Genomic DNA, 14206 nt, shown 5'->3' with positions numbered 1-14206 from the left:
TAGGTGATGATATGTTATCAATATTTAAGGCAGGACCAGCGGCGAATAAAGTCCCGGCGGAGAAAGTCCAGGCAACTTATGGCCGATACCGCATTCAGGCATTACTCAGCGTATTTCTTGGCTATCTTGCGTACTATATTGTGCGCAATAACTTCACGCTCTCGACTCCATACCTGAAGGAGCATCTGGATCTCAGCGCTACGCAGATTGGTTTACTCAGCAGCTGCATGCTTATTGCCTATGGGATCAGTAAAGGCATTATGAGCAGTCTGGCAGACAAGGCCAGCCCGAAAGTCTTCATGGCATGCGGCCTGATCCTGTGCGCTATCGTCAACGTAGGCCTGGGGTTCAGTACCGGATTCTGGATATTCGCCGCGTTGGTCGTTTTCAACGGTTTGTTTCAGGGGATGGGCGTTGGCCCTTCATTTATTACCATCGCTAACTGGTTTCCACGTAAAGAACGTGGACGCGTTGGCGCATTCTGGAATATCTCACACAACGTTGGCGGTGGTATTGTCGCCCCGATTGTTGGCGCCGCTTTTGCCATTTTGGGGAGCGAACACTGGCAAAGTGCCAGCTATATTGTTCCGGCCTGTGTTGCCGTACTGTTTGCTTTTATTGTGCTGATGCTGGGGAAAGGTTCACCACGCCAGGAGGGTTTGCCGGCTCTGGAACAAATGATGCCGGAAGAAAAAGTCGTATTAAATTCCCGACACGCTGTCCAGGCGCCAGAAAATATGAGTGCCTTCCAGATCTTCTGCACCTATGTATTGCGTAATAAGAATGCCTGGTATGTTTCACTGGTAGACGTCTTTGTCTATATGGTGCGTTTTGGTATGATTAGCTGGCTGCCAATTTATTTATTAACCGAAAAACATTTCTCGAAAGAGCAAATGAGCATAGCTTTTCTGTTTTTCGAATGGGCGGCAATTCCTTCCACATTACTGGCGGGTTGGCTCACCGATAAACTGTTTAAAGGCCGTCGCATGCCGCTGGCCATGATCTGTATGGCGCTGATTTTCGTCTGCCTGATCGGTTACTGGAAAAGTGAATCGCTGCTGATGGTCACTATTTTTGCCGCCATCGTGGGTTGCCTGATTTATGTTCCGCAGTTCCTGGCCTCCGTTCAGACCATGGAAATCGTCCCCAGCTTCGCAGTAGGTTCTGCGGTAGGGTTACGCGGATTCATGAGCTACATTTTTGGCGCATCGCTGGGAACCAGCCTGTTTGGCGTGATGGTCGATAAAATGGGATGGCATGGCGGCTTCTATCTGTTGATGGGCGGGATTGTCTGCTGCATCCTGTTCTGCTACCTCTCCCATCGCGGCGCGCTGGAACTCGAACAACAACGGAAAAACGCTCAGCAAGAGGAAGCGTCACTCCAGTTGGCTGATGCCCGGTAACCGATTTGAGTCTCGCAAAAAGTGCCAGCGATGCTGGCACTTCAATACATTCAGATAAAGAATAAATAGCTCAACGTGATAATTTATTGCTTACCGTAACCCACCATAAAGCGGATGATCAAACCGCATGCTGGGGCAAGAAAAAGGAATAATCCGGTAACCATCTCGTTACCATTGGTCAACTGCATAGTAAAAACGTAAATTAATGCCGTGAGTATGGCCATGCCGATAAAAGCACTTATTGACGCCGCAGCCCCCATAACCTGCCAGATATAGCAACTGACGCTCAGAATGCTCAACGCGAGAAAGATCCAAAAATAGAACATAGCGATACCTCCTGTTTGCCGTAAAAATTTACGTAAGTCCTTACACTCCCTTGAGTTTATATTCTAAGACAATTCCCAATGGTTCGCAATTTAAGCAACATTTTCGTTACAAAAATCACTCAATCGCTGACTAATAATTTATTCGACTGCCGTTTATTTAATCGTCATAAAAACAACGCATTATATATCGACTCATTTTTGACCTTAATCGCCGTAAAAACATTTACGCATCTTGAGTAATTATTTCTGGCTGACATTAATATTCGGGTGTACATTGAGCGTCCGATCATTCATGCCCCTTCCTGGTTTTGTCCTGACTCAGTTTTACACTCTTTACAGGAACCAATGTCGTTCATGGCGGCCTAACGATCAGTACAGACTGTAAAGCGGCAGACTAAAGAATCTTCGCGATACACCTATTTCGTATCAACAACAGGTGCTTATGTTCCCCCAATGTAAATTTTCACGCGCGTTTTTGCATCCGCGCTACTGGCTCACATGGTTTGGCGTCGGTGTGCTCTGGTTACTGGTACAGCTTCCCTATCCGGTATTGTGTTTTCTTGGTACCCGTACAGGAACGCTGGCTCGTCCATTTTTAAAGCGCCGTGAATCTATTGCTCATAAAAATCTCGAACTCTGTTTCCCAAATCTGTCGCAAGAAGAAAGAGACAAACTGGTCGATGAGAACTTCCGTTCACTCGGCATGGCCCTGCTTGAAACGGGTATGGCCTGGTTCTGGCCGGATCGCCGGGTACGCAAATGGTTTGATGTAGAAGGGCTGGACAACCTGCAACGCGCACAGATGCAAAACCGTGGCGTGATGGTGGTAGGCGTACACTTTATGTCACTCGAGTTGGGTGGTCGCGTAATGGGACTTTGCCAACCGATGATGGCAACCTATCGCCCGCACAACAATAAGTTGATGGAGTGGATCCAAACCCGCGGTCGTATGCGCTCCAACAAGGCCATGATCGGCAGAAATAATCTGCGCGGTATTGTCGGCGCCCTGAAAAAAGGGGAAGCGGTATGGTTTGCCCCCGATCAGGACTACGGTCGTAAAGGGAGTTCATTCGCCCCCTTCTTTGCAGTCAAAAACGTCGCGACCACCAACGGTACTTACGTGCTGTCACGGTTATCGGGCGCAGCGATGCTGACCGTAACCATGGTGAGAAAAGCAGATAACTCCGGTTACCGCCTGTTCATCACGCCAGAAATGGAAGGTTATCCAACAGATGAAAGCCAGGCAGCGGCGTATATGAACAAAATTATCGAAAAAGAGATCATGCGCGCGCCCGAGCAGTATCTCTGGATCCACCGTCGCTTCAAAACTCGCCCGATGGGTGAAGCCTCGTTGTACATCTAAAAAGAAAGGCCGAAAGGCCTTTCTTTTTTTCTGCGCCTGAATTACTTCACGCCCCACTTGTTCTGTAATTCAGCCATTCGCTCATTGTAGTTACGGGCTATACACGCTGGCTTATCCTGCTCTTTCCAGCATTCGTTACGCCCTTTCACCCAGCCGCGTTGCTCTGCTTTGAGCGTCGGGTTATTACTCGATTTCACCAGCGCCTGCTTGTAGGCCCCGTTCAATGCCAAATCCATGGCTGAGAGCGAAGGACTTTGACAGATAACCTCTTCGATACTGCCCTTTGCTACCGCAGAACAGGAAAAAGAAGGGCCGTTACTGGTCGATTTCTTTGCCCCTGAAAAGTCGATATTGTCTTCAGGCAGGCAAATCCCGTGCTTACGATTAGGCCCGGTCCAGGAAACGTCCGGATTCCCGTCATCTTTACGGGAGATAGACACGGTATTGTTACCGCTTTTTGCTTCCCAGTAATTTTCATTGAAGGCCTTTACCGTCGCCTTAGTGCCATCAATCCAGATATTGCCTTTGCCATCACTATTCACACCACCAATACTTGCGCAGCTGAAATTGAATGCCATCGGCGAGGCCGCCATCGACGTCACTGGCGTAAGAACGAGTGCTAACATCATTAATCTGGTCATTTTTAACCTTTTCATAATCTCATTCCGCGAAAAATTAACCGCATTAACATCATGGAGATATGAGAATTCTCCGAGTAAACATTTCGTCGCTCAATAGCAATTTATTACCGACAGAAATTAAACTGTCGCCGAATCACGACACTTGTAAGTTATTAAAATTAAATAAAAAAATGCCTCTTGTCTCACCTCATTTTTAGGCGTACATTAGCGCCGTCTGGAGCATAAAAGCTCAGAATTCTGAGGTGATGCAGACAAGCAAACGAAGGGAATTCTCCATTTCGTTTACGCGTGCATCAGCTCTCTGTCAGGTTAGCATATGTTCATTTAGACGTACCTCAGGTACGCGGAGAGATGAAAAGTGAAATATTTCTTTATGGGCATTTCTTTTATGGTCATCGTTTGGGCCGGTACTTTCGCCCTGATGATCTAAATTAAAAGACGCAGCAAAAAAAACAGGAGCCTGATGGCTCCTGTTTGCTTTTGGGGAAACGTGTTGTTAGTCGGTACTTTCAGTGGCCGATTTTGCACTGGCAGGCAGTAAGCCATCGGCGCGGAACATTGCTTTGATGCCACGGATCGCCTGACGGGTACGGTCGCGGTTTTCAATTAACGCAAAGCGCACGTGCGTATCGCCATAATCACCAAAACCAATCCCCGGCGAAACGCATACCTTCGCCTCGTTCAGCAGTTTCTTGGCAAATTCAAGTGAGCCCATCGCGGCGTATTGCTCTGGGATTTTCGCCCAAACGTACATCGAGGCCTTGGGCATCTCGACCATCCACCCGGCTTCATGCAGCCCCTTAACCAGCACATCTCGACGACGTTTATATTGCTCAGCAATATCCCGCACGCACTGCTGATCGCCTTCCAGCGCGGCGATTGCTGCAACCTGCAACGGAGTAAAGGTTCCGTAATCGTGATAGCTCTTAATTCGAGCCAGCGCGTTCACCAGCGTTTTGTTACCTACCATAAAACCGATACGCCAGCCCGCCATGTTGTAGCTTTTCGATAGGGTGAAAAACTCCACCGCGACATCACGAGCGCCCGGTACCTCCATAATCGACGGCGCTTTCCAGCCATCGTAGACGATATCGGCATAGGCCAGGTCATGAACCACCAGCACGTCATAGCGTTTAGCCAGGGCCACAACTTTTTCGAAGAACTCCAGCTCGACGCACTGCGCAGTCGGGTTGGAAGGAAAACCTAAGATCATCATCTTCGGTTTCGGGTAGCTTTCGCGAATCGCGCGCTCCAGCTCATTAAAGAAATCGACGCCTTCGACCAGCGGCACTGAACGTACCTGCGCGCCGGCAATCACCGCCCCATAAATATGGATCGGATAGCTCGGGTTCGGTACGAGGACCGTATCGCCGTGATCCAGCGTGGCCAGCATCAGGTGCGCCAATCCTTCTTTCGAGCCAATCGTCACAATCGCTTCGGATTCCGGATCGATCTCAACGTCATAGCGTTCCTGGTACCAACGGGAAATCGCCCGACGCAGACGCGGAATGCCGCGCGAGGTGGAGTAACCGTGCGTATCCGGGCGCTGCGCCACGGTACAGAGTTTTTCGACGATGTGAGGAGGCGTGGCCCCATCCGGGTTCCCCATGCTGAAATCGATAATATCTTCGCCGCGCCGACGCGCAGCCATCTTTAGCTCAGCAGTGATGTTAAAAACGTAAGGGGGAAGGCGATCAATACGCGTAAAGCGACGTTCAGGGCGGGAGTCAGCCATAATATCCTCAGATTAACGTTAGCGCCCGGACCGTCCGAGCGACGCTGCCACGATGGTGGCACGTTTAGAAAATAGCCTGAATAATTTCCTTCTGTCGAGAGGCAAAACAAAATATTTTTTATTGAGATAAAAGAGGAAGTGCCAGAAAAAATGAGGAAATGAAATTTTTCACACTCCGCTTAAAATTACCACCATTTAACATTTTATTGTTAAACATATTACTTTGTGTGCTCCGTTGACAGGACAGGCATTGTAAATACAACAACCATGCAACAATCCCCTTTTAATATTAAGGTTTTTCCCCATTAGCTACAGGCTGCGGGTGTGCTGGTCATCCAGCCTCAGGTTACCTATCATAGAGGTTTAACCCTTGCGCAAGAGTCACCCGTGCACGAAATATTCAATATGCTGCTGGCGGTATTCGACCGGGCAGCGCTGATGCTGTTCTGTCTGTTTTTCCTGATTCGTATCCGCCTGTTTCGCGAACTGTTGCACAAGTCAGCCCACTCCCCGAAAGAGCTGCTCGCCGTTACCGCGATTTTCTCAATGTTTGCCCTGTTCAGTACCTGGTCCGGCGTACCGGTTGAAGGCTCACTGGTTAACGTACGTATTATCGCCGTCATGTCAGGGGGAATTCTGTTCGGTCCCTGGGTCGGTATCATTACAGGCCTGATCGCGGGCACCCACCGCTACCTGATCGACATCGGCGGCGTAACCGCCCTGCCCTGCTTTATCACCAGCATTCTGGCAGGCTGCATTGCCGGCTGGATCAACCGTAGGATCCCCAAAGCGCAGCACTGGCGTGCGGGTATTTTAGGCGGAATGCTGTGCGAATCTCTGACCATGATCCTCGTCGTCGCCTGGGCACCCACCACCGAACTGGGGCTGGATATCGTCTCGAAAATCGGCATCCCTATGATTCTGGGTAGTGTCTGCATTGGTTTTATCGTCATGCTGGTGCAAAGCGTGGAAGGCGAGAAAGAAGCCAGCGCCGCGAAGCAGGCTAAGCTGGCTCTGGATATCGCCAACAAAACTCTGCCGCTTTTTCGCCAGGTCAATAGCGAATCGCTTCGCCAGGTGTGCGAAATTATTCGCCATGATATCCATGCTGATGCCGTCGCTATTACCAACACCCAGCACGTGCTGGCCTACGTTGGCGTGGGTGAGCTTAACTACCGCGATAACGATGATTTCGTCAGTCCGACTACGCAACAGGCGATCAATTACGGAAAAATCATCATTAAAAACAATGATGAAGCGCACCGTACGCCTGAAATACACTCCATGCTGGTGATTCCACTTTGGGAGAAAGGTGTTGTCACCGGTACGCTAAAAATCTACTACTGTCACGCCCACCAGATAACCTCCTCACTACAAGAAATGGCCATCGGCCTGTCGCAAATTATCTCGACTCAGCTGGAAGTCTCCCGGGCGGAGCAGCTACGCGAAATGGCAAATAAGGCAGAGCTGCGTGCGCTACAAAGTAAAATAAATCCCCATTTCCTGTTTAACGCCCTGAACGCAATTTCATCGTCGGTGCGACTGAATCCAGACACAGCGCGCCAGCTGATTTTTAATTTATCGCGCTATCTTCGCTATAATATTGAATTAAAAGACGATGAGCAGATCGACATCAAAAAAGAGCTGTATCAAATCAAGGATTACATCGCCATCGAACAGGCCCGTTTTGGCGACAAGCTGACGGTTATTTATGATATCGATGAAGAGGTAAGCTGTTATATTCCCAGCCTGCTGATTCAGCCTTTGGTAGAGAACGCTATCGTCCATGGGATTCAGCCCTGCAAAGGAAAAGGGGTGGTCACCATCAGCGTTGCGGAGTGCGGTAATCGGGTACGGATTGCCGTGCGGGATACGGGCCACGGTATCGATCCAAAAGTGATTGAACGGGTCGAATCCAATGAAATGCCGGGCAATAAAATTGGTCTGTTAAATGTGCATCATCGCGTTAAGCTGCTCTACGGCGAGGGCCTCCATATCCGCCGTCTGGAGCCAGGCACTGAGATTGCCTTTTATGTGCCTAATCAGCACTCGCCCGCAGCCGCACCGGCCACATTGTTGCTTTAACCAGGAGTGAAGTCGTGAAAGTCATCATTGTTGAAGATGAATTCCTGGCCCAACAGGAACTTAGCTGGCTGATAAAAGAGCACAGCCAGATGGAGATTGTCGGCACATTTGACGACGGTCTGGACGTGCTGAAATATCTCCAGCACAACCGCGTTGACGCCATTTTTCTGGATATCAATATTCCCTCGCTGGATGGCGTCCTGTTGGCGCAAAACATCAGCCAGTTCGCGCACAAGCCCTTTATTGTCTTTATTACCGCGTGGAAAGAGCACGCTGTTGAAGCCTTTGAACTGGAGGCCTTTGACTACATCCTGAAGCCGTATCAGGAATCACGCATCGTCGGCATGCTGCAAAAGCTGGAAGCAGCCTGGCAGCAACAGCAAACGGGAACCTCGCCTGCCAGTCCGGTGACCCGCGAAAACGATACGATCAATCTGATCAAAGATGAGCGGATCATCGTGACCCCGATCAACGACATCTACTACGCAGAAGCCCATGAAAAGATGACGTTTGTCTACACCCGGCGCGAATCGTACGTGATGCCGATGAACATCACTGAATTTTGCAGCAAATTGCCTGCTTCGCATTTCTTCCGCTGCCACCGCTCGTTCTGTGTGAATCTGAATAAAATCCGCGAGATCGAACCCTGGTTTAACAACACCTACATTTTGCGCTTAAAAGATCTGGAATTTGAAATCCCGGTGAGTCGGAGTAAAGTGAAAGAGTTCAGGCAGTTAATGCACTTATAGCGCAGAGAAAGAGCGATGAAAGAGCCAGGCCTACCCGCAGACCAACAGTTTTTCGCCGATCTGTTCAGCGGCCTGGTATTGAACCCGCAGCGTCTTGGCCGCGTGTGGTTCGCGACCCAGCCCACCACGTTACCGTCCGGCAGTTTGTGTATTGACCTTCCGCGCCTCGATATCGTGCTGCGTGGCGAATACAGTAATCAACTGGAAAAACAGCAGCATAGTCTGCCTGAAGGCGACATGCTGTTTATCCCGGCGAAAGCGGCGAATTTGCCCGGCAGCGATAAACCCGTGATGCTATTGAGTCTGGTGTTTTCTCCGGCCTGGCTGGGGCTCTCTTTTTACGATAATCGAACAGCATCGCTGTTACGTCCTATCCGCCGTATTGAGTTACCACATCCGCAGCGCGGCGAAGGCGAGGCGATGCTCACCGCATTAACCCATTTAAGCCGCTCTCCTCAGGCCCAGGATATTATTCAGCCGCTGGTGCTTAGCCTGCTGCATCTGTGTCGTAGCGTGGTGAATACCCGCCCTGACACAGAACGTCCGCGCGCTGAATTTCTCTATCACAGTATGTGTAACTGGGTGCAGGATAACTATGCCCAACCGCTGACCCGGGAAAGCGTAGCGCAGTTTTTTAATATCACGCCCAACCACCTGTCAAAAGTGTTTGCCCAGCACGGCACCATGGGGTTCGTCGAGTACCTGCGGTGGGTCAGAATGGCGAAGGCGCGCATCATCTTACAGAAATACCATCTGTCGATTAGCGAAGTCGCACAGCGGTGCGGGTATCAGGACAGTAATTATTTCTGCCGCCTGTTCCGGCGTCAGTTTGGCCTGACGCCGGGAGAGTACAGCGTACGTTTTCAGTCAGCACGTTAAGTGAGACAACACCAACAGGTTAGTAATATCCGTTTGCATCGTTGTAAAATAACGGCATGTAGCTCCCCCTGCAGGCTTACTCAATAAAGTGAATATGCGATGAAAAACAGACGTGCACTCTCCCTGATGTGTTTTCAGATGCTGGAATCAGGTGCGGATCGTCAGACCGTGAAAAGAGCCCTTACCTCCCGCCGTGTTAAAGCTCGCCAGGCGGTGGTTCTGCTCTGCAAGCAAGAAATGACGCTCTTAAGAGCCGGGAAACTGCCGGTGCCAAACGCGCCGCATTGATGATGTCGCTTTCCGGTCGCGTTCATCCAGCCTGCAACCAGATCGTCGCAGGCTGGAGAGCGCTCTTTCAGTGAAGCTTAAAACGTCAGTTCCGCCTCCAGCAACGCGAGAATACTGTCGGCATTTTCAGCGGCAAACAACGACTGGCGGAACGGCTTGTTCACCAACTTACGCGCCAGCTGCGAGAAGACCTTCACGTGGTTAATGCCTTCATCAGCCCCCAGCGTCAGCATGATAACCAGTTCCACTTCGCCCATCTCTGACTGCCAGTCAACGGGATGAGCAAGCCGGGCAATACTGATACTGGAATGGCGGATCCACTGGGACTTAGTGTGCGGAATAGCCACACCAAAACCGACAGCAGTGGTGACTATCTCTTCGCGCTGCCAGATATCTTCCTCCAGTTCAAACGGATGTTCAGTTCGCCCATTAACACCCAGATTGCCGCACAGAAACTGAATCACCTGCTCTTTGTTACTCAGAGATTCACCAACAAAGATGTTCTCCCGCGCCAGTAGCGGACGCACGTCTTTCTGCGGTGCAAACTGGTTTAGCAGATCTTCTATCTCTTGAGCGCTACGGCACTCACAAGCCCGTATGGCGAGTTCACGGCATGCCTGGCCCTCCAGTTGACGAAGCTGACTTTTCACCGCCGGAATACGTGGACTGCTCATGCTCAGCTCGTCGAGTCCTAAGCCCAGTAGCAGCGGTAAATAGCGTCCTTCGCCCCCCAGTTCGCCGCAAATGCCCACCCATTTACCGCGTTCGTGCGCCACGCGGACAATCTGCTGCAACATTCGCAGGAACGACGGCGTAATCGGGTTGTACAACGGCGAAACGCGCGGGTTATTACGATCGACGGCGTACAGGTACTGGGTCATGTCGTTTGAACCAATACTGAAGAAATCCACCTCATCGCAGAAATGGTCGATGATGTAACACACCGACGGCACTTCAACCATAATCCCCAATGAAATTGTCGGAGCATGGCGTAAACCGTCGGCTTTCAGTGCCACCAGCGCTTTTTGCAGTTCGCTTTTTACCCACAAAATCTGGTCAAGGCTGTGCACCATTGGGATCATCAGTTGCGCATTGCCGAAGGTTGCCGCACGTAAGATGGCGCGCAGCTGCGTGCGAAACAGTCCGGCAAACTGCGGATAAATTCGCACCGCGCGGTAGCCCAGGAAAGGATTCTCTTCCTGCGGAATATTGAGGTAACGGATATTTTTATCCCCCCCAATATCCATGGTGCGAAAGATTACCGGCTTATCACCCGCGGCCAATAAAACCTGCTGGTAGGCTTCAAACTGTTCCTGCTCGTCGGGAGCGCTGTCGCGGTCCATAAACAGCATTTCAGTACGAAACAGCCCAATCCCTTCCGCGCCATTGGCAAACGCCCCCGGCGCTTCCAGCGCGGTACCGATATTCGCTGCAACATCAATACGCTGATTATCTTTGGTCAGCGCGGGCTGGGCGGCATCCAGCGCCTGCCGCCGCTGGCATTCATCGGCCAGCTTCTGCGCAATCGCGTAATAACCGCGAACCGCATCGTCTGGATTGATGGCCAGTACCCCACAGCGGGCATCCAGTACCGCATGCTGCCCTGCATAGCGGCTAATGGCCTCCAGCGGCAAGCCGCTAAGCACCGGAATAGCCGACGCGCGAGCAAGGATCAGGGTGTGCGATGTGCGCCCTGTTTTCTCCAGGATCATGCCTGACAGATGCTGCAAATTGAGGCTTAAAAACTGGCTGGGCGTCAAATCCTCAGCGACCAGAATCGTCGGCTTATTCAGCACCAGCGCATTGCGCGGACGTCTTTCAGGCCAGGTGATGTGCAGCAGTTGTTCGCTGATATCACGGATATCGCTAACGCGCTCGCGCAGGTAATCGCTACCGGAGGCCGACAGCTTGTCGCACACCTGCTCCATATTGGCGATAATCGCCGCCCCTAACCCCAGATGCTGCTCCAGCATTAAGCGACGAATATTCCCGGCAAACTCGTCGTCCTGAATCAGAGACAGATGGGCGCTGAGGATGGTTTTACTCTCACCCTCACGCTCGCGCAGTTGCTGATTGAGCTGTTCGGCAAGCGTCGCCAGACTATGCTCCAGCCGGGTATTGTCTTCCGCACTCGGCGCAATCGCGCGATAGCTTTCCAGATTATCGCTCTGCCAAAGCGTGAGCGAACCCGCCCCTACGCCCCCTGCAAGCACGGTGCCATAAAGAAGGTCTGGGTTGAGGCGAATCAGCGAACGCGGCAACGGATGTGCCGCCAGTTCTGCCGGCGTCGGCTGAACGCTGTCGCTGTCAATAAACCGGTGCAGGAGGTACTCCTCCAGCGCTCGCCGGGCCTGTTCTTCATCGCGACCGGTGATGGTTAAGCTACAATTGTCATTAAACAGCGTCCCGGTGCCAATCAGCGCCAGCGAGCTTTTCGCATCTGCTCTGGCATTCTGGCGATGGTTAAGAAATATCACCTCACTTTGCCACTGGCTGCACTGCTCTTTCAGCTCCCACGCCGGACGCGCATGCAGGCCATTGGGTAACGGGCAAAGAAATTGAATCGTTAGCATAACAACTCCTGATTAGCGCGAAATCAGCACCTGAAATCCGTCAGATGAACCACGGTTTCGCACGTAAGATGTGAAAGAAGAGCCGACAACAACTGCTGCGTCTGGATGATGTCACGGCAGTCGGCAATCGACGCCGCGCAGTGTCCATGCCGCGTAGCTGGCCCCATGACAACCGTGGGGATCCCCGTGCCGCTTACATGCACCGCCCCGCCGTCAGTGCCGCCGTTACTGAACATGTCAAGCTGCAGGGTAATGCCCGCATCGGTGGCCACGCTTTCAACCCACGCCGTCAGCTTTGGCGAGGCAATCAGCGATTTATCGCTTAACACCAGCATCGGGCCATTACCAATCTGCCGATGGTTGGCCGCACCATGATCAAAGTTTTTGGCCCAGCAGGCGGTATCCAGCACGATCGCCACATCCGGGGCGACCGCGCGTGCTGCTGTTTGTCCTCCGCGCAGTCCCACTTCTTCACTGGAACTGGCCACCAGCCAGACCTCGCATGGGAGAATGGCGTTATGCCATTCGCGCAGCAGTGCCACCAGCAAATAACATCCAAGTCGATCATCAAAGGCTTTGCCCATGACTCGCTGGTGCGGCAAAACCTGAAACGTCGTGTCAAAGGTGACGCGATCGCCAGGGCGTACGCCGGCCTGAAGTACCTCGTCATAAGACCGCGCGCCAATGTCCACCTGCAGCGCACTGACGTCATTACCGCTGCGCTCTCCGTCGAGCAGACCGGGAATTTTGCTCTCTTCACGGGTGGTGATCCGCACCGGCTGCAATTGCCTGGCCGCCATACGCACATTTCCCACCGGCAATACATCGATCGCCCCTTCGCTGGAAATACTGCGCACGATAAATCCCACTTCATCCATATGCGCGCAGATCATCACCTTCGGACCAGTTGATTCATTCAGACGGATCAGCACCGATCCCAGGCCGTCAAAGCGCACCTCTTTATGCAGACGATCCGCCTCTTCAAGCAGGATCTGACGCACTTCCTGTTCTGAAGAGGCGATCGCGTCCGCCTCACTCAGCGCCTTCAGTAGCGATAAGTCCATTACGCTTCTCCCGTGTGTAACAATGTTTTCGCCATGGTGTAGAGCACCTCGCCGCCGTCTGGCGTAACAAGCACCACGTCCTCAATACGCACGCCTCCCTGCCCCGGCAGATAAATACCCGGCTCAACGGTGAGCAGCATGCCAGCCGCCAGAAGCGTCGCGTCGGTGGGGGAAAAACGGGGATTTTCATGCACCTCAATGCCGATAGCGTGTCCGGTATTGTGACCAAACTCATCACCATAGCCCGCCTGCGTAATGACCTGCCTGGCTGCGGCGTCAACCTCATGGCAACGCCGACCTGGTCGAATTGCTGCCACCGCCGCACGCTGCGCCGCCAGAACAATCTGATACACGGAAAACAGCGGGCTTTCTTGCGCTGGCTGGTTTGCGTCTGGGATGCGAAAGGTTCTCGTCATATCCGAACAATAGCCCTGATACTGCGTGCCAAAATCCAGCGTGATGAACTCACCCGCCTCGACACGCTTGTCGCTGGCTTTACCATGCGGCAGCGCGCCGCGCCAGCCGCTGGCGACAATGGTGTCAAAAGAGGGTTTGTCTGCACCGAGCGTACGCATGTACCACTCCAGTTCAGCGGCGATTTCGCGCTCACTGAGGCCAGGTTGAATAAAGCGGCGAATATGTTCAGCACTAAGGTCAGCTATCCGGCAGGCTTCGCGAATGCAGGCTATCTCCTGCGCCGTTTTTACCTGCCGGAGCACATCCGGCACGGCACTCACTAGTCGCGCAAGCAGTTTGCCCGACCATCCATTCGCCGTATTCCAGCTTACCTGCTCGCCTTCAAATCCCACCGTCTGCAGCTTTTCGTCAGCAATAATGTGATTCACCCGTGAATACAGCGTCTGCGCGCCATCAAGTAGATGGATCTGATAGCCCTGAGTACGCGTAGCGACATCGGTGTAGTAACGGGCGTCGACCAGGATATGCGCGCTTTGATGGCTGATAAACACAAACCCTGAACCGCTGGAGATCCCCATATGCGGCTGTTTATTCTGCCGCGATGACAGCAGCATCGCATCGAGATGTTGCGCCGTTAGCCAGTCACGCAGCGAGGCAAGTAAGCTCATGGTCACAATCCTTCT

At 52.2% G+C, this 14206-nt stretch carries 13 protein-coding genes; 7 read left to right on the top strand and 6 right to left on the bottom strand.

Annotated elements, in window-relative coordinates; all coding sequences use genetic code 11:
* The first annotated feature begins 11 nt into the window (after window positions 1–11).
* Entirely contained in the window at window positions 12–1403 is a 1392-nt protein-coding gene (gene pgtP / locus HVZ39_RS07795) for a phosphoglycerate transporter PgtP (protein ID WP_016153890.1), read from the top strand.
* A gap of 83 nt (window positions 1404–1486) precedes the next feature.
* Here the strand turns inward: pgtP and HVZ39_RS07790 are convergent, their stop codons facing one another.
* Entirely contained in the window at window positions 1487–1729 is a 243-nt protein-coding gene (locus tag HVZ39_RS07790) for a DUF2545 family protein (RefSeq protein WP_016153891.1), read from the bottom strand.
* A 442-nt stretch (window positions 1730–2171) separates the two neighbouring features.
* Here HVZ39_RS07790 and lpxP point away from each other — a divergent pair, with 442 nt between their 5' ends.
* Window positions 2172–3092: a kdo(2)-lipid IV(A) palmitoleoyltransferase gene (gene lpxP / locus HVZ39_RS07785; RefSeq protein ID WP_019077327.1), complete on the top strand. Its 921-nt coding sequence runs from the start codon at window positions 2172–2174 to the stop codon at window positions 3090–3092.
* A gap of 41 nt (window positions 3093–3133) precedes the next feature.
* Here the strand turns inward: lpxP and HVZ39_RS07780 are convergent, their stop codons facing one another.
* Window positions 3134–3748, bottom strand: coding sequence for a lysozyme inhibitor LprI family protein (locus HVZ39_RS07780; RefSeq protein ID WP_016153893.1), 615 nt, complete (start codon window positions 3746–3748; stop codon window positions 3134–3136).
* A 343-nt stretch (window positions 3749–4091) separates the two neighbouring features.
* On the opposite strand from HVZ39_RS07780, the gene ypdK reads away from it, so the two are divergent.
* On the top strand, window positions 4092–4163 hold the full coding sequence (ypdK, locus tag HVZ39_RS07775; protein ID WP_010723117.1) for a membrane protein YpdK: 72 nt from the start codon (window positions 4092–4094) through the stop codon (window positions 4161–4163).
* 66 nt (window positions 4164–4229) lie between these two features.
* Here the strand turns inward: ypdK and alaC are convergent, their stop codons facing one another.
* Complete coding sequence (gene alaC / locus HVZ39_RS07770; RefSeq protein WP_016153894.1) at window positions 4230–5468, bottom strand: alanine transaminase; 1239 nt, start codon at window positions 5466–5468, stop codon at window positions 4230–4232.
* 387 nt (window positions 5469–5855) lie between these two features.
* Between alaC and HVZ39_RS07765 the strand changes: the two genes are divergently transcribed.
* The 4 genes from HVZ39_RS07765 (at window position 5856) to HVZ39_RS07750 (ending at window position 9469) form a co-directional block, all read left to right on the top strand.
* Entirely contained in the window at window positions 5856–7553 is a 1698-nt protein-coding gene (locus HVZ39_RS07765) for a sensor histidine kinase (protein WP_029139619.1), read from the top strand.
* A gap of 14 nt (window positions 7554–7567) precedes the next feature.
* Window positions 7568–8302 (top strand): two-component system response regulator YpdB, encoded by a 735-nt coding sequence (ypdB, locus tag HVZ39_RS07760; protein WP_016153896.1) that lies wholly within the window; start codon window positions 7568–7570, stop codon window positions 8300–8302.
* Window positions 8303–8317: 15 nt separating this feature from the next.
* Window positions 8318–9181, top strand: coding sequence for an AraC family transcriptional regulator (locus HVZ39_RS07755; protein WP_181633426.1), 864 nt, complete (start codon window positions 8318–8320; stop codon window positions 9179–9181).
* Between the two features lie 99 nt (window positions 9182–9280).
* A complete protein-coding gene (locus HVZ39_RS07750) occupies window positions 9281–9469 on the top strand; it encodes a hypothetical protein (RefSeq protein ID WP_032931709.1) in 189 nt (62 codons plus the stop codon).
* A 77-nt stretch (window positions 9470–9546) separates the two neighbouring features.
* Here the strand turns inward: HVZ39_RS07750 and ptsP are convergent, their stop codons facing one another.
* Genes ptsP through ypdF form a run of 3 tightly spaced genes read right to left on the bottom strand, consistent with a single transcriptional unit; the run spans window position 9547 to window position 14191 of the window.
* Window positions 9547–12042 carry a phosphoenolpyruvate--protein phosphotransferase gene (gene ptsP, locus HVZ39_RS07745; RefSeq protein WP_181633425.1) on the bottom strand — a complete coding sequence of 832 codons (2496 nt, stop codon included), beginning with the start codon at window positions 12040–12042 and terminating at the stop codon, window positions 9547–9549.
* Window positions 12043–12065: 23 nt separating this feature from the next.
* Entirely contained in the window at window positions 12066–13106 is a 1041-nt protein-coding gene (gene ypdE / locus HVZ39_RS07740) for an aminopeptidase (RefSeq protein WP_080859861.1), read from the bottom strand.
* Complete coding sequence (gene ypdF, locus HVZ39_RS07735) at window positions 13106–14191, bottom strand: aminopeptidase (protein ID WP_181633424.1); 1086 nt, start codon at window positions 14189–14191, stop codon at window positions 13106–13108. The genes ypdE and ypdF overlap by 1 nt, the downstream gene beginning before the upstream one ends.
* Window positions 14192–14206 lie beyond the last annotated feature (15 nt).

It is taken from the genome of Citrobacter sp. RHB35-C21 (assembly GCF_013816515.1).
GTDB lineage: Bacteria > Pseudomonadota > Gammaproteobacteria > Enterobacterales > Enterobacteriaceae > Citrobacter > Citrobacter braakii.
This window is presented reverse-complemented; position numbering and strand designations above follow the sequence as displayed.